Raw genomic sequence first — 21,091 nt, 5'->3', positions numbered from 1 at the left:
CCATGACTGAGTCTGTACAGGGCGACAGCGCGGTATTGTTGCATTTCGTCATGAAGCTGGAAGACGGCTCAGTGGCGGAATCCACCCGTGCCAACGGTAAACCGGCGCTGTTTCGTCTCGGCGACGGTAGCCTGTCCGGCGCGCTGGAGCAGGCACTGTTGGGATTGAAGCCGGGTGAAAAACATCAATTCACGCTGGCACCAGAGGACGCGTTTGGTAGCGTCAGCCCCGATCTTATCCAGTACTTTTCCCGCCGTGATTTTATTGACACGGGAGAGCCTGAGATTGGCGCCATCATGCTGTTTACCGGAATGGGCGGCAGTGAAATGCCAGGCGTGATTCGCGAGATTTCCGGTGATTCCATCACCGTGGATTTCAACCATCCGCTGGCAGGCCACCGCGTTCAGTTTGATATTGAAGTGCTGGATATCGATCCGGTACTGGAGGCGAACAATGCAAATTCTGCTGGCTAATCCACGGGGTTTTTGTGCAGGTGTCGATCGCGCCATCAGCATTGTTGAAAACGCACTGACGCTGTTTGGTGCGCCGGTGTACGTCCGGCACGAAGTGGTTCATAACCGCTACGTGGTGGACAGCCTGCGCCAGCGCGGCGCGATTTTTATTGAGCAGATCGCGGAAGTGCCGGATGGCGCTATCCTGATCTTCTCTGCACACGGCGTCTCGCAGGCGGTACGCAATGAAGCAAAAGGGCGTGATCTCACCGTCTTTGATGCCACCTGCCCGCTGGTGACCAAGGTGCATATGGAAGTGGCCCGCGCCAGCCGTCGGGGTGAAGAATCGGTGCTGATTGGCCATGCGGGGCATCCGGAAGTGGAAGGCACCATGGGGCAGTACAATAACCCTAAAGGTGGGATGTACCTGGTGGAGTCGCCGGACGACGTCTGGAAGCTGGACGTTAAAGATGACAACCGCCTGTCCTTTATGACCCAGACGACGCTGTCGGTGGATGACACGTCGGAAGTGATTGATGCGCTGCGCGCTCGCTTCCCGAAAATCGTGGGCCCACGTAAAGACGATATTTGTTATGCCACCACCAACCGACAGGAAGCCGTGCGGGCGATGGCCGAGCAGGCCGATGTGGTACTGGTAGTGGGATCGAAAAACTCCTCTAACTCCAATCGCCTGGCCGAGCTGGCCCAGCGCATGGGCAAAGCGGCGTATCTGATCGATGATGCGGCGGACATTCAGCCTGAGTGGGTGGTTTCTGTCGATTGTGTTGGCGTAACGGCGGGCGCTTCGGCTCCCGATATTCTGGTTCAGAACGTGATTAGTCGCCTGCAGGCCTTGGGCGGTGGAGAAGCGAGAGTGCTGGAAGGGCGGGAAGAAAACATAGTGTTTGAAGTGCCCAAAGAGTTGCGGGTTGACGTCCGCAACGTGCAGTAATCCGCACACGTGAAGCAATGAAAAGGCCGACTCTGTTCGGCCTTTTTGCTTTTCAGACCGGGTGACGGCGGCGGAAATTGCTTTTACTGATAATCCGTCCCACCTGGCATAAAAATTCTTATTATCCCCGAGAAAGAGTGGCGCAGTTGTTATCTGATGGTTAACCTGATTGCGCTTGCATGCATAGATTTGTTTTAGGAATGAATAAATATGAAGAATATCCGCATTGCCATCGTGGGCGCGCCGGGGCGCATGGGGCGCAATCTGATTCAGGCGGTTGCTCAGCTGGAAGGCGTTGAGTTGGGCGCAGCGTTGGCCCGACCGGGATCCTCGTTGATCGGCAGCGACGCAGGTGAACTGGCCGGTATCGGCCACGCTGGCGTGACCTTGAGAGATGACTTACGCACCGTCGTCGATGATTTTGACGTCGTGATTGATTTCACCCGCCCGGAAGGAACGCTGGAATACCTTGCCATTTGTCGTGAGCACCGAAAAGCCATGATCATCGGTACCACAGGCTTTGATGACGCCGGAAAGGCAGCGATTCGCGACGCGGCGGCGGATATTGGCATTGTGTTTGCCGCTAACTTCAGCGTAGGCGTTAATCTGGTCCTGAAGCTGCTGGAGAAAGCCGCCAAAGTGATGGGCGATTATGCGGATATAGAAATTATTGAAGCGCATCATCGCCACAAGGTGGATGCGCCCTCTGGCACGGCGCTGGCGATGGGCGAGGCGATTGCAGAGGCGATGGACTGGAAACTGGATGAGCATGCTGTTTACAGCCGTGAGGGCCATACCGGTGAGCGCAAAGCGAATACCATTGGTTTTGCCACTGTGCGGGCAGGAGACATTGTCGGAGAGCATACCGCGTTATTTGCCGACGAAGGGGAACGCATAGAGATAACGCACAAGGCGTCCAGTCGCATGACCTTTGCCAATGGCGCTGTGAAGGCTGCAATTTGGGTGAGTGAGAATAAAACCGGGCTTTACGATATGCGTGATGTGCTGGATTTATCAAGTTTGTAATGAGTTTTACCTGTGTGATGTGGTGATTTCAATCGCTAATAACTTGATTGAGAAGGGCAATTTTTTGATTGCCCTTAATTTTATCTAAAAAATAGTCACTTTGGCCTGTTTTTTCATTGTGATGAATAAAAGTCGTATTTTTCTTCCTTTTAATTCTCAGTAAACCTGCTAATTTTGACCATTTGGTCAAAATTAGCAGGTGGTTTTCCCGGAATAAACATCGGCTGCGATCGGCAAACGTTTATTCGGCTGTGTTTACCCCTGTTTTTAACGCTTATCCTCTTCATTTTCACTCTGAGCCTGAAAAGATGTTAAAAATGTTGCTTCAGGGTGGACAAGTATCAGGACGATCATTAGAATGCGCGCAATTTGCCAAAAATTGACCACTCAGGCAGTTTTTGCATTGATTCAGATCACTATTTTGAATTAATATGCAGATATTGTGACTGTTTATTCCCTGGAGGATGTTTTGATTAAGTCAGCGCTCTTGGTTCTGGAAGACGGAACCCAATTCCACGGTCGGGCCATCGGGGCTACAGGGTCGGCAGTGGGGGAAGTCGTTTTCAATACGTCAATGACCGGTTATCAAGAAATCCTCACTGATCCCTCCTATTCCCGCCAGATTGTTACTCTCACTTATCCCCATATCGGCAATGTTGGTGCTAACGCCGCCGATGAAGAATCCAGTCAAATCCATGCGCAGGGCCTTGTCATTCGTGACCTGCCGCTGATTGCCAGCAACTACCGTAGCGAAGAAAGCTTATCGGCTTATCTGCAGCGCAATAACATCGTGGCGATTGCCGATATTGATACACGCAAGCTGACGCGACTGTTACGGGAAAAGGGCGCGCAGAACGGCTGCATTATTGCAGGTGATAATCTGGATGCGGCTCTGGCCTTACAAAAAGCGCAGGCTTTCCCTGGCCTGAAAGGCATGGATCTGGCGAAGGAAGTGACGACGGCTGAAACCTATGCCTGGCAGCAGGGGAGCTGGACACTGGAAGGGGATTTGCCCGAACAGAAACAGGCAGAAGCACTGCCTTACCACGTCGTCGCTTATGATTACGGCGCGAAACGCAACATTCTGCGTATGCTGGTGGACCGCGGCTGCCGCCTGACCGTGGTGCCGGCCAAAACGCCAGCAGAAACGGTCCTGGCGATGAATCCGGACGGTATCTTCCTCTCTAACGGCCCTGGCGATCCTGAGCCCTGCGATTATGCCATTGAGGCGATTCAGGCTTTCCTGAAAACCGATATCCCGGTGTTCGGTATTTGCCTGGGCCACCAACTGCTCGCCCTGGCCAGCGGCGCGAAAACCGTCAAAATGAAGCTGGGACACCACGGCGGCAACCATCCGGTTAAAGATTTGGATAACAACCGCGTCATGATCACGGCGCAGAACCACGGCTTCGCGGTGGATGAGGCGAATCTGCCTGCGAACCTGCGTGTGACGCACATTTCCCTGTTCGATAAGACGGTGCAGGGCATCCACCGTACCGATAAGCCTGCGTTTAGCTTCCAGGGCCATCCGGAAGCCAGCCCGGGACCGGGTGATGCTGCACCGCTGTTTGACCACTTTATTGAGTTGATTGACGCATTCCGTTCGAAAGCAAAGTAATCAGGAGCTAATCATGCCAAAACGTACAGACATAAAATCCATCCTGATTCTTGGTGCCGGTCCGATTGTGATCGGTCAGGCCTGCGAATTCGACTATTCCGGTGCACAGGCGTGTAAAGCCCTGCGGGAAGAGGGTTACCGCGTCATTCTGGTGAACTCCAACCCGGCCACCATTATGACCGACCCGGAAATGGCCGATGCAACCTACATTGAGCCGATTCACTGGGAAGTGGTACGTAAAATCATTGAAAAAGAGCGCCCGGATGCGGTGCTGCCCACCATGGGCGGCCAGACGGCGTTGAACTGTGCGCTGGAGCTGGAGCGTCAGGGCGTGCTGGAAGAATTTGGCGTCACCATGATTGGTGCAACCGCAGACGCTATTGATAAAGCAGAAGACCGTCGTCGTTTTGACGTGGCGATGAAAAGCATCGGTCTGGATACCGCGCGCTCCGGTATCGCGCATACCATGGATGAAGCGCTGGCAGTGGCGGCCGATGTGGGCTTTCCCTGCATTATCCGTCCGTCTTTTACCATGGGCGGCACCGGCGGCGGTATTGCGTATAACCGCGAAGAGTTTGAAGAGATCTGTGAACGCGGCCTCGACCTTTCCCCAACCAACGAGCTGTTAATTGACGAGTCGCTGATTGGCTGGAAAGAGTATGAGATGGAAGTGGTGCGTGACAAAAACGACAACTGCATCATTGTCTGCTCAATTGAAAACTTTGATGCCATGGGGATCCATACGGGCGACTCCATCACGGTTGCGCCCGCGCAGACGCTGACCGACAAAGAGTACCAGATTATGCGTAACGCCTCGCTGGCGGTGCTGCGTGAGATTGGTGTGGAAACCGGTGGCTCCAACGTACAGTTTGCGGTGAACCCGAAAAACGGTCGTCTGATCGTGATCGAGATGAACCCGCGCGTGTCACGTTCCTCGGCGCTGGCCTCAAAAGCAACCGGCTTCCCGATAGCGAAAGTGGCGGCAAAACTGGCGGTTGGCTTTACGCTCGATGAGCTGATGAACGACATTACCGGTGGACGGACGCCGGCCTCGTTTGAGCCTTCAATCGATTATGTCGTCACAAAAATTCCTCGCTTCAACTTTGAGAAGTTTGCTGGTGCGAATGACCGCCTGACCACGCAGATGAAGTCAGTGGGCGAAGTCATGGCGATTGGTCGTACCTTCCAGGAGTCGGTGCAGAAAGCGCTGCGCGGCCTGGAGGTTGGCGCGAATGGTTTTGATCCGAAAGTCCACCTTGACGATGCGGAAGCCTTAACCCGTATCCGTCGTGAGCTGAAAGATGCCGGTTCCGATCGGATCTGGTACATCGCCGATGCCTTCCGTGCGGGGATGTCGGTGGACGGCGTATTTAATCTCACCAATATTGACCGCTGGTTCCTGGTGCAGATTGAAGAGCTGGTTCGCCTTGAAGAGCAGGTGGCGCGAGAAGGCGTGAACGGGCTGAGCGCTGATTTCCTGCGTACGCTGAAGCGCAAAGGTTTTGCCGATGCGCGCCTGGCCTCACTGGTGGGCGTGGCAGAAGGTGAAATTCGTAAGCTACGTCAGCATCACAATCTGCATCCGGTTTACAAGCGGGTGGATACCTGCGCGGCAGAATTTTCGACCGATACCGCCTATATGTACTCTACCTATGAGGAAGAGTGCGAAGCGAATCCTCATCAGGATCGTGACAAGATCATGGTACTGGGTGGTGGACCAAACCGTATCGGCCAGGGCATTGAGTTTGACTACTGTTGTGTTCATGCGGCACTGGCGCTGCGGGAAGACGGTTTCGAAACCATCATGGTGAACTGTAATCCGGAAACCGTCTCCACGGATTATGACACTTCTGACCGCCTTTACTTCGAGCCGGTAACGCTTGAAGACGTGCTGGAAATCGTCCGCATTGAAAAACCGAAAGGGGTGATTGTGCAGTACGGTGGTCAGACGCCGCTGAAACTGGCTCGCGCACTGGAAGCCGCTGGCGTACCGGTCATCGGGACCAGCCCGGATGCGATTGATCGGGCAGAAGACCGCGAACGCTTCCAGCAGGCCGTTGACCGCCTGAACCTGAAGCAGCCTGCCAACGCCACCGTTGCCACCCTGGAGCAGGCGGTAGAAAAAGCTGCCGGGATTGGTTATCCGCTGGTGGTCCGTCCCTCATACGTGCTGGGTGGACGTGCGATGGAAATCGTCTACGACGAAACAGACCTGAAGCGTTATTTTCAGACGGCGGTGTCGGTTTCTAACGATGCGCCTGTCTTGCTGGATCGCTTCCTTGACGATGCTGTAGAAGTCGATGTGGATGCCATCTGTGATGGTGAGCGTGTACTGATCGGCGGCATCATGGAGCACATTGAGCAGGCAGGCGTTCACTCAGGTGACTCGGCCTGTTCTCTGCCGGCCTACACACTGAGCCAGGATATTCAAAACGTCATGCGTCAGCAGGTTGAAAAGCTGGCGTTTGAGTTGAACGTTCGCGGCTTAATGAACGTGCAGTTCGCGGTGAAAGACAATGAAGTCTACCTGATTGAAGTTAACCCACGTGCTGCGCGTACTGTTCCTTTTGTGTCAAAAGCGACGGGCGTACCGCTGGCGAAAGTCGCCGCACGCGTGATGGCAGGCAAAACGCTGGCAGAACAGGGCGTCACCGAAGAGGTGATTCCGCCTTACTACTCTGTCAAAGAAGTGGTGCTGCCGTTTAACAAGTTCCAGGGCGTCGACCCCATTCTGGGGCCAGAAATGCGCTCAACCGGTGAAGTTATGGGCGTGGGCCGCACCTTTGCAGAGGCCTTTGCCAAAGCGATGCTGGGTGCGCAAAGCAACATGAAGAAAACCGGACGCGCGCTGCTGTCGGTACGTGAAGGCGATAAGAAACGTATCGTGGACCTGGCCGCGAAGTTGCAGAAGTTTGGCTTTGAGCTGGATGCCACTCACGGCACCGCTGTGGTGTTGGGAGAAGCGGGCATTAATCCTCGTCTGGTAAACAAGGTTCACGAAGGTCGTCCACATATTCAGGACCGGCTGAAAAACGGCGAATATGCCTACATCGTGAATACCACGGCAGGCCGCCAGGCGATTGAAGACTCCAAGCTGATTCGTCGTAGTGCGCTGCAATACAAAGTTCATTACGACACTACGCTAAACGGGGGTTTTGCTACGGCCATGGCGTTAAACGCCGACCCGACTGAAAAAGTGATTTCAGTACAGGAAATGCATGCGCAGATCCTTGCGCATAAATAGCGCTGGCTGAGTGGCGGTAATAGCCCCTGCGGTGAGACGATTTGCCAGTGTGCTGGCTTAACGCTCCTCGCAGGGGCTTTTTTTTGAGAGATCGGGCCTGAACTGAGCAGTTCTACAGGCACGGGTAAAGATCACCCTCCGCTGAGTGCGTTTCTGTCTTAGCAGGCAGCGTGGAGGCTGTAACTGCCTGCGGCAAGCGCCGCTTGTAAAAACGGCATCGCCTTTAGAATGCTTGGTGAGTCTGGGGTTGGTCAGAAAGTAGTCTGCTCCCAACAGAACGGGATGAACCCTGTTTCTGAGCGGCGATTCTCAGGTCAGCGCGACATTTCGAATAAACCGATATTTTTTAATATTCTTTTCAGGATCATGAACGTTTCTGAGTGAACAGACTTTAATTAAATATTGTTTTTTCAATATTGATGCCTTGATGTTTAAATACTCATTAATATTTTTAATTATTTACGATCTGTTTCTTAACAGTTCTACTGTATTTTCGCTATTTGACCGTTACTCAACCGAGTTTAAACAAACCCGCATTACTGCTTACAGTGCTCGATAATCACCTGTTCAGCCGCAGCGCTTAACTTTAAAATACCCTGTATTTTTCATGGTTTACATACCCAGAGAACCCATTCGCTTCTCTGAAGTTTACATGCTTGATTAAGAGTTAGCGCCTGACATGTTTATTCCCAAGTTTTTCAGATGGGGGCAGTGCTCTTTTGATGATTATCAAAGAGCCTGTAATAATTTTGGTTATAACTGCGAGTCCGCACCGGAATTTATTGCCTTTAAAATGCGATGTGGGCAGTCCTTTGACTTTTATTCTTATCAAAGGAAAGGGAAAACGATGGGGAGCGTCTGCGTTGAAAAGGGCTGGCTTGCCAACGATGGCAGACATCGGCAGCGTTCGCTTCCCGCGCTACTTGCCCCCTCAACGTCTGTCTATGTGCCGTTTTGCAACGAGGCGTCGAAAAAGGTGCTTTTGCCTTTCCGGTGCAAGTCGCTACATCATTTGCAGCGTCATCGCTTCCTCAATACCTCCTATAGCCTGTTTAGTAAGAGCCATGCCGCTTTTACCAAGAGCCCTGTCGCCGACTTTTCCCGTAAAACGGTCTCGACACGGGAGAGAGAGCTCAGAAAGTTTCTCAATGACGGGGGGAGTTTTCTCAATGTCAGCCAGCTTGACGGGGAACATATTTTTGAGGTGTTTGAGATTCTCTATCAGGCGAGACGCAATCAGGTCATCGCGGAGAGGGCCATTAATAAAGCGTTTTTCCGGGAGTTTCAGCCCTGTTTCAAAGGCTATATGATGTTCCTGCATAATGAACCTGTTGCACTGCAGCTCCTGCTTTCTGTCTCGAGCAGTGCCGGGATGTTCGTTGATTTTATTAATATTGGCTACCGGATAGACAGCAATGCTGGCGCGGTGGGGACAATGCTGATGTGGAAGAACCTGACAGCCTTGTATCAGGAAGCAGCAGAAAAGCAGCTTCCTCTTCATTACTCCTACGGTTCGATGTCCGGAGACTATAAAAACCGCTGGTGCCATTCGGTTAATAACGGCCGGGTCATCATCTGATTGATCCTTTCTGTCGGCGCGTTGACATACCTCTGCGTCGTGAAGCAAGTTTAGCGTGATTCGACCTGGTGCCTGATGGCCCTGTTTTTCCGCTCCCGTGGGCGGCTTTTGCCTGCGAAGCGCGATTGATCAATGCTTCCCTGCCAGCGCTGCGGCAGGGGAAAATGGCTCGCTGCATGCCTCAGGGAATAATGTTCGCCATCCTGAACTGAGTAAACAGGCGGATAAACATCTCATCCGTGGCGCAAAATTCGGTAAACCCTGCCCGCCTCAGTTTGCTGCCATCACCAAAAATATCGTAATCCCAGCTAAAGACAAAATCGGCGAACTGACCGTCACTCAGCCTCATGATGTCAGCCTCAACCAGCTGTTTTTTTCCGCCAGGGCATGCCATGTCCTGCAGTAATCGCCGAAAAGCTGCTGAAATGACAACGCAACCGGGGGCGCCGTCTCCAGTTCAAACCACCCTGCAATGAGGGGCCAGAGCTCACACCATCGCCAGATATCACCGTTATTGATGTTAAATGCCTGATTCCTGGCGGAGAATGCGGTCGATGCCCACAAGGTGGCGGCAGACAATACGCTATCATCGGTGTGATCGATAATGCTGTGCCAGGTGCGCTGCAACCCTGGAAGGCGCAGGGGCAGATTTTGTGCTTTGCACAGTGAAGCGTATATCGCGATACTCAGCGCAAGATTCATGGTACTGCCGGTTAACGCGCTGCCGACAACGCCAGGACGAAGTGCATGCCAGTGCCAGGTTTTATGATGCTGAAAGCGGCACAGCCAGTCCTGTTGCGCCATATCGAACTCGGCGGCGGGAATAGCGGCATCGCTTTCTCTGGCGGGGATTTTGAACGGGCCAAGATGAGCGCCGTAAATTTTGTAGCCCTGCATCAGGCTCACCGTTTCCAGCGGAGCCACGTTCTCAACCTGAGTGACCAGGTTACGTAACATGGTGACGTTAGGTTCAACCATTTCCCGCCAGCTCGCGGCATTAAGCCAGGCGCTGTAGAAAATGTGGGTAACGTGCCGAAGGGGCTTGAGGGCGCGCGCAGTGTCTTTTTCATTGAGCAGATCGACATTAACAAACGGCACCGTGCCACGGTCAGCGCCTCCTGCGCGAGACAATCCAATAACCTGCCATTCATTCTGCAACAGCGTTTTAACCAGTTTGCTGCCGACGATACCGCTTGCACCCGCAACCAGTGCGACTTTAGATTGAGGCTTCTGTGACATTTTTTGTCCTCCAGTTTGGTTGCAGACAGCCTGCTATAAATTGTTTTTTGCCGGTATCCCCGAAAGCTGATGTCACTTATAAGAGAAATGCGTAAATGAATAACAAGCTCAATGCTATTCGAACGTTTTTACGCGTGGCTGAGGCGGGGTCTTTTTCTGAGGCAGCACGCCAGTTGAATATCAAACAGTCTGCGGTCAGCCAGCAGATCGCCGCGCTTGAGGCTGAACTCGGCGTAGTGCTGCTGCACAGGACGACGCGGGTGAGGATACTGACAGCGCAAGGAGAATATTACCGGCGTAAGATGCAGCCCATACTTGAGGCAATGGCGGTCGAGAACCAGCTATCCCCTGTCGCACAGCAATGGCAGGGCAAGATAAACGTTCAACTCCCGGGCGGATTAGGGCGTTTGTTTCTTCCCCATCTGCTCGGATTGCAAAAAGCGAATCTGGGTTTGCATCTGACGCTCTCGCTTGATGACAGGATATCCGACCTGGCCAGAGAAGGCGTGGATGTGGCGTTCCGCCTTACTCAGGATGCGCCGGAAGTGTATCCGGCACGGAAAATTGCGCGTATTGAAACACCGCTTTTCGCATCACCGGATTTCCCGCCGCTCAATTCACTGGATGCATTGATATGCCAACCGCACGTGCGTTTCAGCAGCATTGCCGAGTCTGCGCCATTGCGGCTTGCCAGGGGCGATGAAACACTGGAACTGGCCGTAAAGACAGCTCAGGGCCAATAGCAGTGAAGGGTTATTACAGGCGTTGCAGGCGGGGATCGGTGTAGGCGATATGCAATTACCCCTTGCAACCGAGGCGTTGAAATCCGGCTCGCTTATCAGGATGTTGCCAGCGTATCGCTATCCCGATCGCTTTGTGTATGCCGTTTTCCCGGATGCGCGCTTTATCCCTCCCAGGGTAAGAGGCATCGTCGCGTTAATCGAAAAAGTGCTGGTCGATCTGCCAGGGGCAAACTCAATACGGCTCACAGTCAGAGGGAAGACCGGCGATGTAACGCATTCTCAGTCAGGCTGCTGATGCGGCCCACTGGCGCTGTATCAACCCGTTCATACTGGGGTAAGCGGCAGCAATCTCAAATAAATTTGATTTAATTTTTAGCCAATCATGCCCAATCTGCTCATTCGCACAAATCTATAATCCAAAAAACTACCAGACTGACATTGACCGCTGTAATATCCGGCTCGCTCATTATTAGAGCGTAAACAGGATAGTTATAACAATGAAAGCGCGTTCTTTTTCACTGAGTGCAGTGGCTGCACTCCTGGCTCTGGCGTCTTTTTCCAGCCAGGCTGAAATCACTCTTGTCAAACAAGACCCACAAGCAGGCGATCCCCTTAGCCGTCTCGATTTTAAATTCGGTGGCAGTATTCGTCCTCAGTTTAACCATCAAACCGGCGTGAATGATAAATCCTATAAGCGTAATGGCTTTGACGGTGGTTCACGTTTCCGCTTTAGCGCGGATTACTACCTGTTTGACGATATCAGCTGGACCAGCTACTACGAGCTGGGCGTTAACATTCCGGCCGTATTCAACTGGGATAATCACTACGCTGAAGGTGCGCATGAAACCACGCGCCGCCAGCTCTATACCGGCCTGAAAAGTAAAACCTGGGGCCAGTTGACCTTCGGTCAGCAGAACAGCGTTTATTACGACGTTGTGGGTGCCAAGACGGATATCTGGGATTACGACATGCTGGCACAGGCACCGGGGAACGGCATTAACGGTGATTACGACGGTTCATACCGCTCTCGCAAGCAGCTGAAATACAAAAACAGTTATGGTGCTGTTGACCTTTATGCCTCTTACCTGTTTAGCGATAACGAGTATTTGCCGGGCAATGGACTGCGCTATAAGCGTCAGGGCGGCGGTTCTCTGGGTGTGAATTACAACATTACGCCAACACTGGCATGGGGCACGGCCTGGAACTACACGCGTGCCAGCATGCGTGATCCGGTCACGGGCAACAATAAAGATTATGACCAAAACATTTTTGGCACGGCACTGAGCTGGACGCCGGGTAACTGGACACTGTCAGCAGGCGGTGGCTGGTATCAAAACTTCCTCACGACCAAACAGCGCAATGTGAATAACTATTTTGCGGACGATGCCTGGGGCATCGAATATTACGCCGGATACAAAATCCCGGTGGCGCAATATGGTGTCAAAGCCGTTCAGCCTTATGTGATGGGTGACCGTTTAGAATACGTGAATGGCCGTAACTACCAGCGCATTGATAATGGCCTGGGTGTGACCTTGTTCCTGGACTACGGTTTCCGCGTGGATTATGAGCACGTCTTCACTTCCAGCACAGATAATCAGGGCGACATGAATCTGGTTCGCTTCCGCTACGATTTCTGATGACCTTCGACGGCTCCTGCGGGAGCCGTTTTAGCCCCTCTGTTTATCACGTATTCACGTCATTATCTGGCGATTTACGGGCAGCAACCGCACCTTTAACCGAGTAAAACCCTGTACAAACTCGGAAAGGCGGTGTCAATGCCGCTTTATTTAAGAAGCCCGTTCCTGCTATCGACGAAGGTTTAACCTTTACGTATCATGGCGCCTGATTTTTTTCAGCGAGCCTTTTAACATGATTAGTCTTATCGCGGCATTAGCAGCAGATCGCATTATTGGAATGGAAAACGCCATGCCGTGGGACCTGCCTGCAGACCTGGCGTGGTTTAAGCGCAACACACTGAAAAAGCCAGTTATTATGGGCAGACTGACCTTTGAATCTATTGGTCGTCCGCTGCCTGGCCGGCTCAACATTGTGGTCAGCAGCAAGCCGGGCAGTGCCGAAGGCGTAACCTGGGTAACGTCGCTGGACGATGCCATCAGTGCGGCGGATGAGGCTGAAGAGATCATGGTCATTGGCGGAGGCCGCATCTATGAGCAGATGCTGGCGCGCGCCGACCGTCTTTATCTGACCCACATTGATGCGGAAGTGGAAGGCGACACGCAGTTCCCGGATTACGAGCCGGATGAGTGGCACTCCACGTTCAGTGAGTTTCATGATGCAGATGAGCAGAACTCGCACAGTTACTGCTTTGAGATCCTCGAACGCCGTCGTTAATTTACGCGCAGTAAAAAACGCCTTGTTGTGACAAGGCGTTTTTTTATGGCTGCGTGTTAGCGGGTTGACGATGGCGGAGTAAGATCGTCCGGTACGGACAACTGACGGTTCGATGGCTGAACATAGTAGCGTTGGGTTTCCCAGTGCAGGAGCGTCAGGTTCCCACCCCAGCAGCAGCCGGTATCCAGACCGATAATGCCCGCTGGCGTGCCTTTCCCTTCCAGCGACGCCCAGTGACCGAAAACAATGGTGTAGTCGCGTGCGACCGGGCCTTCAATCATGAACCAGGGTTTTAAAGGCGGCGGGGCGGATTCCGGCGCATCCTTGCAGATCATGTCTAGCTGACCGTTAGGAAAGCAGAAACGCATACGAGTCAGCGCATTGGTCGAGAAACGCAGGCGGGACAGGCCGGTCAGGGATTCATTCCAGTTATTCGGCATGTCGCCGTACATCGCGTCAAGAAACAGTGGGTAACTGTCGCTGGACAGCACGGCTTCCACTTCGCGTGCGCACTGTTGTGCTGTATCAAGATCCCACTGAGGCGTAATGCCGGCATGGCCCATCACCAGCTTTTTCTCTTCATCGACCTGCAGCAACGGCTGGCGACGCAGCCAGTTAATCAGGTCATCGGCATCTTCCGCTTCCAGCAGCGGTGTCAGGCGATCTTTGGGTTTATTACGACTGATTCCGGCATAAACGGCCAGCAAATGCAGATCGTGATTACCCAGCACCAGACGGACGCTGTCACCTAATGACTTTACGTAGCGCAGAACCTCCAGCGATCCGGGCCCTCGCGCCACCAGGTCACCCGTCAGCCATAAGGTATCCTGATCGGGATCGTAATTGACCTGGTTCAGCAAAGCACGTAATTCATCATAACAACCGTGAACGTCGCCAATCAGGTAAGTATTCATAGAGGATTATCCAACTCAGACAGTCGCCCGCCAGGCGGGCGAAGGGCGCCAGTATCAATGGATGTGGGTTTGAATCGCGAGGCGGAATACCGGGATCTCGACGTGGAATTCATCGCCTTGCTCATCGACCATCACATAGTGACCTTGCATGGTGCCCATCGGGGTTTCAAGAACAGCACCGCTGGTGTACTGATATTCGTTTCCCGGTGCAATATGCGGCTGTTCGCCTATGACGCCTTCACCCTGAACTTCCGTCTCACGGCCGTTGCCGTTAGTGATGAGCCAGTAGCGTCGGAGCAGTTGCACTGAGGACCGGCCTAAATTGCGAATCGTGACGGTATAAGCAAAGACATAGCGCTCATCTTCCGGTGAGGACTGTGAGGCGACATACAGACTTTGTACGTGCAGCGATACGCGGGCCGGTTCACTCATGGGTTACTCCTGGGGTTGATCCAGATGATCTGCCAGCCAGTTGGCCAACTGGCAATACTGGGCGACCGAAACATTTTCAGCCCGCAGGCTGGTGTCGATTTCCAGCTCATCCAGTGCGCCAGCAACGACCATGTGGCTCAGGCTGTTACGCAGCGTTTTGCGGCGTTGACCGAATGCTTCAGTGGTAATGCGGCTCAGAATACGCACATCTTTGACCGGATGAAGCGGTGTCATATAAGGGACTAACCGCACAACCGCCGAGTCCACCTTTGGGGGCGGGGTAAAGGAGTGCGGCGGTACTTCCAGCACCGGAATCACCTGACAATAGTATTGAGCCATTACGCTCAGACGACCATAGGCTTTGCTGCCGGGACCCGCAACCAGACGATTGACCACCTCTTTCTGCAGCATGAAGTGCATATCTTTAATCGAACCAGTATAGCTGAACAGATGGAACATCAGCGGGGTCGAAATATTATATGGCAGGTTACCGAAGACCCGCAGCGGCTGACCTTTCTCTTTGGCCAGCGCAGCGAAGTCAAACGTCATGGCGTCCTGCTGGAAAATCGTCAGCTTAGGCCCTAAAAACGGGTGAGTTTGCAGGCGTGCAGCCAAATCGCGATCTAACTCCACCACGGTTAAACTGTCCAGGCGTTCGCCCACGGGTTCAGTAAGCGCACCCAAACCCGGACCGATTTCCACTATTGCCTGATCGCGCTGTGGATGGATAGCGGAGACGATGCTGTCGATAATATATTGATCGTTCAGGAAGTTTTGCCCGAAACGTTTACGGGCGTAGTGCCCCTGATGGACGCGATTATTCATTACTGCTCTTGATCATAGTGATGGCGAGGTTAAGCGCCGTGATAAAGCTGCCCGCGTCAGCCTGACCCAGCCCGGCTAATTCAAGCGCGGTGCCGTGGTCGACTGAGGTACGGATAAACGGCAGGCCGAGGGTAATATTAACTGCCCGACCAAATCCCTGAAATTTAAGCACCGGTAACCCCTGATCGTGATACATCGCCAGCACCGCATCGGCGTGTTGCAGATATTTAGGCTGGAACAGCGTATCCGCAGGCAGCGGACCGGTGAGTTGAATGCCTTGCTCGCGCAGCGCATTGAGTGCCGGGATGATCGTGTCTATCTCTTCCCGCCCCATGTGGCCGCTTTCACCGGCATGGGGATTCAGTCCGCAGACAAAAATATGCGGCTGAGCAATGGCAAATTTATGCTTAAGATCCTGATGCAGAATGGTGATAACTTCATGCAGACAATCCTGGGTGACGGCACCAGCAACATCTTTTAACGGCAGATGCGTAGTGGCAAGCGCGACACGCAGTTGCTCGGTGGCCAGCATCATCACTACGCGCTGCGCGCCCGCGCGCTCGGCAAAAAATTCGGTATGTCCGGTAAACGGAATGCCCGCGTCGTTAATTACGCCCTTGTGAACGGGGCCAGTAATTAAGGCAGAAAACTCTCCAGATAAACATCCGTCGCAGGCGCGTGCCAGGGTTTCCAGCACATAGTGGCTGTTGGCGACGCATAGCATGCCAGGCGTGACCGGCTGCGGTATTTCAACGGGGAGGACGGTGAGCGTGCCAGCCTGTTGCGGTTCGGGTTCACCTGCGGCGTCGTAAACGCGCAGCGTCAACGGCAAACCCAGCTGAGCGGCACGGTGCAGCAACAGCTGGGGAGATGCACACACAACCAGCTCAACAGGCCAGGCTCGCTGAGCCAGTTGAACGGCAAGATCGGGACCAATCCCGGCGGGTTCGCCGGGCGTGATCACCACACGAAAATCACTGCGCATTGTTATCCAGGATTTTCACGTAAGCCCCGGCGCGCTGTTCCTGCATCCAGGTTTGCGCTTCTTCCGCAAACTTACGATTAAACAGCATGCGGTAAGCGCGCTCTTTCTGGGCGGCATCGGTTTTATCCACCTGACGCGTATCCAGCAGCTGAATCAGATGCCAGCCAAAAGAGGAGTGGACCGGCTGACTGGTTTCGCCTTTTTTCAGACGCAGCAGCGCGTCGCGGAATGCCGGGTCAAACACTTCTGGCGATGTCCATCCCAGGTCGCCGCCTTGATTAGCCGAACCCGGATCGTCGGAGTACTGTTTGGCGGCCGCGGCAAAGGTCGTCTTACCACTGCGAATATCTGCAGCAATCTGTTCCAGCTTAGCGCGAGCCTGATCGTCAGTCATAATCGGAGACGGCTTCAGCAGGATGTGGCGCGCATGCACTTCGGTAACAGAGACGTTTTTGCTCTCGCCGCGCAGATCGTTCACCTTCAGGATATGGAAACCCACGCCTGAGCGGATAGGGCCAACAATGTCGCCCTTCTTCGCTGTGGTCAGCGCCTGAGCAAAAAGAGTAGGCAGCTCTTCGATTTTTGCCCAGCCCATGTTGCCGCCCTTCAGCGCCTGAGAATCGGCGGAGTAGGTCACGGCCAGCTTGCCAAAGTCTGCGCCACCTTTCAGTTCCGTTATCAGCTGTTTTGCCAGCTTCTCCTGATCGTCAACCTGCTGCTGGGTAGGGTTTTCCGGCAGAGGCAGCAGGATATGACTGATATTCATTTCAGTGCCCTGGGTATTCTGAGCGCCGACCTGCTGCGCCAGCGTATCGACTTCCTGCGGCAGGATAGTGACACGACGGCGGACTTCATTATTACGCACTTCAGAGATCAGCATCTCTTTACGGATCTGAGCGCGATAGGTGTTGTAGTTCATCCCGTCATAAGCCAGGCGGCTTCTCAGCTGATCAACGCTCATGCGGTTTTGCGCGGCAATATTCTGAATAGCCTGATCCAGTTGCTGATCGGTAATCTGTAAACCGGCTTTATCACCTAACTGCAGGATGATCGCATCCATGATCTCACGTTCGAGGATCTGATGGCGCAACGTCTTGTCATCAGGCAACTGTTGACCTGCCTGCTTCGCCTGAGATTTAACGGTGCTCATCATGCTGTCCACGTCACTCTCAAGGACCACGCCGTTATTCACTACAGCTGCAACTTTATCAACCACTTGTGGTGCTGCGAACGCGGTGTTGGCACTGAGCGCCACACCAAGAATCAGCATTCTCCAGTTCTTCATACTTTATCCATTATTGGTTCCGCACTGCGGGATTGCCTGTCAAACATCACAACATCAGAATGCACGCTGATAAGGGATGATACCCTGACTCAGCATCTGGCCGGTTCCCAGGCCATAATTTGAGCTCAGGCCACGTAACTCAATGTTGAATGAGATTTGGTTGTCATACTTACTGTCGTTGTTTTCCCAACCGTTGATTTTGCGCTCATATCCCAGACGAATTGCGTAGCAACAAGAGCTGTACTGCAGGCCAACCAACTGTGATGCAGGACGATTATTGCGCGTATCATAGTAATACGCGCCAACCACCGACCACGCATCATGAATCGGCCAGCTCGCCGTCGTACCGACCTGTGAAATCCCGTTTTTATAAATCGGGTTATTCACCAGTGAACTGTTGTTCAGCGCAGAAGCAACATACTCCGGGCTACTGTAACGGTAGCTCAACTGCACCATACGGTCAGCATCACGGCGGTATTCCAGTACGGTATTTCCCTGTGCCACGTTATTCAGGCGGGTATCATACTGCAGCCCGCCGCGCACGCCCCAACGGTCACTTATCTTCCAGTAGCTGTCACCCGCCCACAGGAGACTACCGGTGTCGTCTTCTTTATTGACCTGGTTAACACCAGTACGAGAAGGCGTGAACGAATAGATTTGACCTACAGAAACGTTAAAACGTTCAACCAAATCGGTATCATAAATTCGCGTAGTGACACCGGTGGCAACCTGGTTGGCCGATGCGATGCGGTCCAGGCCGCTGTATGAACGATCGCGGAACAGGCCGGTATAGTCGGTTTGCAGCAGGGTGGAGTCGTAAGGGTAGATATCACTCTGGTTACGATACGGGATATACAGGTACTGAACCCGGGGTTCCAGCGTCTGCGTGTAGCCCTGCGCCCAGTCCATATCGCGGTCAAACACCATACGACCGTCAACTTTAAACTGTGGCAAGGTCCGGTTAACAGAGTCTTTCAGCACGCCACTGCTTGTACTGGTTGGCGCAAAATTCGTGTTGTAGTAATCAACATCTTTCTGCTGATAGTGCGTCGCCAGAAACTTCGCTTCGGTATCCAGACTGGCCCAACCGTTGGACAACGGCAGATTAATCGTGGGCTCAACGTGTAAACGCGTGGTTTCAGGATAGTTGCTGTTGACGTTGGTAAACTTGACGGCCTGTGCATAGATGCGGGTGTCGAACGGACCCACATCGTTCTGGTACCAGTTGAGGTCCAGTTGCGGGAAGGCGCGATAGACGTTGCTGTTGCTCGTGTTGCCAAAAATCTGGAAATCTTTGGTCGACAGCGTTGCGTCCCAGTTGGTATCCGCATAGCCCACGCTGAATTTTTGCGAGGCGTAACCATCTGTCGAAGTGTAGTAAGGCGAGGTCAGATCGTTGAAATAAAACTGATCGCTGACTTTGGTGTAATCAGCGTTAAAACGCCAGTGTTGGTCGTAAACACCAGAGTGACGCCAGTAAAATAACCAACGGTCCGAACTGTCATTTTGGGCAATGCCGCGTGCAGCTTTGTCGTTGTCATACTGTTTATCTGAGGCCAGATAGTCAAACTCAACGAGGCCTGCGCCAGCCTGTGTCAGATAACGGAACTCATTCTGCAATTGCAGCCCGCGCTTACTCATGTAATGCGGCGTAATGGTCGCATCGGCCTGTGGCGCGATGTTCCAGTAGTAGGGCAGAATGAACTCAAAACCGTTGCTGCTGCCGTATTTAGCATTGGGGATCAGAAAACCGGAACGGCGACGATCGCCCAAGGGCAATTGCAGATAGGGGCTGTAAAACACGGGGACGGAACCCAGTTTAAAGCGCGCATTCCAGATTTCAGCCACTTCTTCCTGACGATCCTGAATGATCTCAGAACCCGCGACGCTCCAGCTGTTGCTGCCGGGCAGACAGGAGGTGAAGGTGCCGTTTTCCATGATGGTATAACGGTTTTCACCGCGCAGCTTCATCTGATCGCCCGTTCCGCGGCCCTGACGGCCTACCATCTGATAATCGCCGTTCCAGACGTTGGTATCTTTGGTATTCAGATTTGACCAGGCTTTCGGACCTTTCAGGATGACCTGATTATCATCGTAGTGCACATTACCTAGCGCATCGACGGTACGAACGGGGACGGTCTGACCTTCAGGCTGGCGTTGGTGAAGCTGTACTTCATCTGCCAGCATGCGGCTATTGCCCTGCTGCACATCCACATCACCTGTGAAGACCGCATCGTCAGGATAGTTGCCTTTCAGGGAATCCGAGTGAATAGTAACGGGCAGCTGATTAGGATCGCCGTTAACCAGGGGGCGATTAAAGCTTGGCACGCCTAACATACACTGCGACATTAAATCATCGGCGAAGGCTTGCTGGCTAATGGCTGCGCCGATCATGGTGGCCAGCAGAGTAGGTATATGTTTTTTCATACGCGGTATCGAGAATTCCATGAAAACTGGCATCATGCCGACAATCGGGTCAGAGACTAACGCACTGCCTGGCGTTGTGCCAGTGTTAATCCTTTTCTGTCCGCGCTGCCGTTAGGCGCTGAGATAAATGACAGGTATGATAATGCAATTTTCAGCCGTAAGCATGGCGAATTGAGGAGTTTATGCGCTACTGGGGAAAAGTAATAGGTTTAGTGCTTGGATTGCTGTCCGGCGCAGGCTTTTGGGGAATTGTTATTGGTCTGATCATTGGGCATGGATTTGACAAGGTTCGCGGCGCGCAGAGCAAAGCTTACTTCTCAAATAATCAGACCCGGCAGTCACTCTTTTTCAGCACGACTTTTCAGGTCATGGGGCACTTAACCAAGTCGAAAGGGCGCGTAACCGAAGCGGATATTCAGATTGCATCGCTGTTTATGGATCGCATGCAGCTGCATGGCGATGCCCGAATGGCTGCACAGCGCGCCTTTCGCGAAGGCAAGCAGGGGGAATATCCGCTCCGTACCAAACTGCGTGAATTGCGCAGTGCCTGCTTCGGACGTTTTGATCTGATTAGGATGTTTCTGGAAATTCAGATCCAGGCCGCGTTTGCCGATGGGTCGCTGCATCCCAATGAACGTCAGGTGCTGTATGTGATTGGTGAAGAACTGGGGATTTCTCAGAGTCAGTTCGACCAGTTTCTGCGCATGATGGAGGGGGGACAGCAGTTCGGCGGCGGTCGCAGCTATTCACAGCAGGGCGGTTTTCAGCAGGCGCAACGCGGCCCGACGTTATCCGATGCCTGTAACGTATTGGGTGTGAAATCCACCGACGATGCCACCACCATCAAACGCGCCTATCGCAAACTGATGAGTGAACATCACCCGGATAAGCTGGTGGCGAAAGGTCTGCCGCCCGAGATGATGGAGATGGCGAAACAGAAAGCGCAGGACATTCAGTCGGCTTACGATCTGATTCGCAAAGAAAAAGGCTTTAAATAAGTGAGATGCGCGCCCGGACT

At 53.1% G+C, this 21,091-nt stretch carries 15 protein-coding genes and 2 pseudogenes; 10 read left to right on the top strand and 7 right to left on the bottom strand.

Going from position 1 to position 21,091, the window contains the following annotated elements; genetic code table 11:
* Window positions 1–2: 2 nt before the first annotated feature.
* The 6 genes from fkpB to GKC68_RS18530 all read left to right on the top strand — a co-directional run bounded on the left by fkpB (window position 3) and on the right by GKC68_RS18530 (window position 8,871).
* The gene (gene fkpB, locus GKC68_RS18555; protein WP_028724651.1) at window positions 3–473 is read left to right on the top strand and encodes an FKBP-type peptidyl-prolyl cis-trans isomerase; all 471 of its coding nucleotides are present in this window, start codon (window positions 3–5) and stop codon (window positions 471–473) included.
* Window positions 454–1,404: a 4-hydroxy-3-methylbut-2-enyl diphosphate reductase gene (gene ispH, locus GKC68_RS18550; protein ID WP_013024566.1), complete on the top strand. Its 951-nt coding sequence runs from the start codon at window positions 454–456 to the stop codon at window positions 1,402–1,404. Before fkpB ends, ispH begins: the two co-directional genes overlap by 20 nt.
* A gap of 210 nt (window positions 1,405–1,614) precedes the next feature.
* Entirely contained in the window at window positions 1,615–2,430 is an 816-nt protein-coding gene (dapB, locus tag GKC68_RS18545) for a 4-hydroxy-tetrahydrodipicolinate reductase (protein ID WP_047715019.1), read from the top strand.
* Between the two features lie 469 nt (window positions 2,431–2,899).
* The gene (gene carA / locus GKC68_RS18540) at window positions 2,900–4,048 is read left to right on the top strand and encodes a glutamine-hydrolyzing carbamoyl-phosphate synthase small subunit (RefSeq protein WP_014606611.1); all 1,149 of its coding nucleotides are present in this window, start codon (window positions 2,900–2,902) and stop codon (window positions 4,046–4,048) included.
* A 13-nt stretch (window positions 4,049–4,061) separates the two neighbouring features.
* Entirely contained in the window at window positions 4,062–7,292 is a 3,231-nt protein-coding gene (carB, locus tag GKC68_RS18535) for a carbamoyl-phosphate synthase large subunit (protein ID WP_047713572.1), read from the top strand.
* A gap of 679 nt (window positions 7,293–7,971) precedes the next feature.
* Complete coding sequence (locus GKC68_RS18530) at window positions 7,972–8,871, top strand: antimicrobial resistance protein Mig-14 (RefSeq protein WP_263793420.1); 900 nt, start codon at window positions 7,972–7,974, stop codon at window positions 8,869–8,871.
* Between the two features lie 181 nt (window positions 8,872–9,052).
* Here GKC68_RS18530 and GKC68_RS18525 read toward each other — a convergent pair.
* Window positions 9,053–10,110, bottom strand: a pseudogene (locus GKC68_RS18525) (SDR family oxidoreductase).
* 95 nt (window positions 10,111–10,205) lie between these two features.
* Between GKC68_RS18525 and GKC68_RS18520 the strand changes: the two are divergent.
* From GKC68_RS18520 to folA, 3 genes and pseudogenes are all read left to right on the top strand, one after another.
* Window positions 10,206–11,148 (top strand): annotated as a pseudogene (locus tag GKC68_RS18520) (LysR family transcriptional regulator).
* Between the two features lie 202 nt (window positions 11,149–11,350).
* Window positions 11,351–12,490 carry a porin gene (locus GKC68_RS18515; RefSeq protein ID WP_028724653.1) on the top strand — a complete coding sequence of 380 codons (1,140 nt, stop codon included), beginning with the start codon at window positions 11,351–11,353 and terminating at the stop codon, window positions 12,488–12,490.
* Window positions 12,491–12,722: 232 nt separating this feature from the next.
* Window positions 12,723–13,205 carry a type 3 dihydrofolate reductase gene (gene folA / locus GKC68_RS18510; protein WP_028724654.1) on the top strand — a complete coding sequence of 161 codons (483 nt, stop codon included), beginning with the start codon at window positions 12,723–12,725 and terminating at the stop codon, window positions 13,203–13,205.
* 56 nt (window positions 13,206–13,261) lie between these two features.
* Here the strand turns inward: folA and apaH are convergent, their stop codons facing one another.
* Genes apaH through lptD form a run of 6 tightly spaced genes read right to left on the bottom strand, consistent with a single transcriptional unit; the run spans window position 13,262 to window position 20,073 of the window.
* Complete coding sequence (apaH, locus tag GKC68_RS18505) at window positions 13,262–14,119, bottom strand: bis(5'-nucleosyl)-tetraphosphatase (symmetrical) ApaH (protein WP_342656390.1); 858 nt, start codon at window positions 14,117–14,119, stop codon at window positions 13,262–13,264.
* A gap of 54 nt (window positions 14,120–14,173) precedes the next feature.
* Entirely contained in the window at window positions 14,174–14,551 is a 378-nt protein-coding gene (gene apaG / locus GKC68_RS18500) for a Co2+/Mg2+ efflux protein ApaG (RefSeq protein ID WP_028724656.1), read from the bottom strand.
* Window positions 14,552–14,554: 3 nt separating this feature from the next.
* Window positions 14,555–15,376 (bottom strand): 16S rRNA (adenine(1518)-N(6)/adenine(1519)-N(6))-dimethyltransferase RsmA, encoded by an 822-nt coding sequence (gene rsmA / locus GKC68_RS18495; protein WP_028724657.1) that lies wholly within the window; start codon window positions 15,374–15,376, stop codon window positions 14,555–14,557.
* Window positions 15,369–16,361: a 4-hydroxythreonine-4-phosphate dehydrogenase PdxA gene (pdxA, locus tag GKC68_RS18490; RefSeq protein ID WP_064366196.1), complete on the bottom strand. Its 993-nt coding sequence runs from the start codon at window positions 16,359–16,361 to the stop codon at window positions 15,369–15,371. Before pdxA ends, rsmA begins: the two co-directional genes overlap by 8 nt.
* Complete coding sequence (gene surA / locus GKC68_RS18485; RefSeq protein WP_028724659.1) at window positions 16,351–17,646, bottom strand: peptidylprolyl isomerase SurA; 1,296 nt, start codon at window positions 17,644–17,646, stop codon at window positions 16,351–16,353. Before surA ends, pdxA begins: the two co-directional genes overlap by 11 nt.
* 54 nt (window positions 17,647–17,700) lie before the next feature.
* On the bottom strand, window positions 17,701–20,073 hold the full coding sequence (lptD, locus tag GKC68_RS18480; RefSeq protein ID WP_052177092.1) for an LPS assembly protein LptD: 2,373 nt from the start codon (window positions 20,071–20,073) through the stop codon (window positions 17,701–17,703).
* 182 nt (window positions 20,074–20,255) lie between these two features.
* Between lptD and djlA the strand changes: the two genes are divergently transcribed.
* Complete coding sequence (djlA, locus tag GKC68_RS18475) at window positions 20,256–21,071, top strand: co-chaperone DjlA (RefSeq protein WP_028724661.1); 816 nt, start codon at window positions 20,256–20,258, stop codon at window positions 21,069–21,071.
* Window positions 21,072–21,091: the final 20 nt, after the last annotated feature.

This window comes from Pantoea sp. RSPAM1, from assembly GCF_038816185.1.
GTDB classification, from domain to species: Bacteria; Pseudomonadota; Gammaproteobacteria; order Enterobacterales; family Enterobacteriaceae; genus Pantoea; species Pantoea ananatis.
This window is presented reverse-complemented; position numbering and strand designations above follow the sequence as displayed.

What these genes read in the sequence shown, in the direction of transcription:
- fkpB (WP_028724651.1), top strand. Translation starts at nt 3, where the DNA reads ATGACTGAGTCTGTACAGGGCGACAGCGCGGTATTGTTGCATTTCGTC.
- ispH (WP_013024566.1), top strand. Translation starts at nt 454, where the DNA reads ATGCAAATTCTGCTGGCTAATCCACGGGGTTTTTGTGCAGGTGTCGAT.
- dapB (WP_047715019.1), top strand. Translation starts at nt 1,615, where the DNA reads ATGAAGAATATCCGCATTGCCATCGTGGGCGCGCCGGGGCGCATGGGG.
- carB (WP_047713572.1), top strand. Translation starts at nt 4,062, where the DNA reads ATGCCAAAACGTACAGACATAAAATCCATCCTGATTCTTGGTGCCGGT.
- GKC68_RS18530 (WP_263793420.1), top strand. Translation starts at nt 7,972, where the DNA reads ATGTTTATTCCCAAGTTTTTCAGATGGGGGCAGTGCTCTTTTGATGAT.
- GKC68_RS18515 (WP_028724653.1), top strand. Translation starts at nt 11,351, where the DNA reads ATGAAAGCGCGTTCTTTTTCACTGAGTGCAGTGGCTGCACTCCTGGCT.
- folA (WP_028724654.1), top strand. Translation starts at nt 12,723, where the DNA reads ATGATTAGTCTTATCGCGGCATTAGCAGCAGATCGCATTATTGGAATG.
- apaH (WP_342656390.1), bottom strand. Translation starts at nt 14,119, where the DNA reads ATGAATACTTACCTGATTGGCGACGTTCACGGTTGTTATGATGAATTA.
- apaG (WP_028724656.1), bottom strand. Translation starts at nt 14,551, where the DNA reads ATGAGTGAACCGGCCCGCGTATCGCTGCACGTACAAAGTCTGTATGTC.
- rsmA (WP_028724657.1), bottom strand. Translation starts at nt 15,376, where the DNA reads ATGAATAATCGCGTCCATCAGGGGCACTACGCCCGTAAACGTTTCGGG.
- pdxA (WP_064366196.1), bottom strand. Translation starts at nt 16,361, where the DNA reads ATGCGCAGTGATTTTCGTGTGGTGATCACGCCCGGCGAACCCGCCGGG.
- surA (WP_028724659.1), bottom strand. Translation starts at nt 17,646, where the DNA reads ATGAAGAACTGGAGAATGCTGATTCTTGGTGTGGCGCTCAGTGCCAAC.
- lptD (WP_052177092.1), bottom strand. Translation starts at nt 20,073, where the DNA reads ATGAAAAAACATATACCTACTCTGCTGGCCACCATGATCGGCGCAGCC.
- djlA (WP_028724661.1), top strand. Translation starts at nt 20,256, where the DNA reads ATGCGCTACTGGGGAAAAGTAATAGGTTTAGTGCTTGGATTGCTGTCC.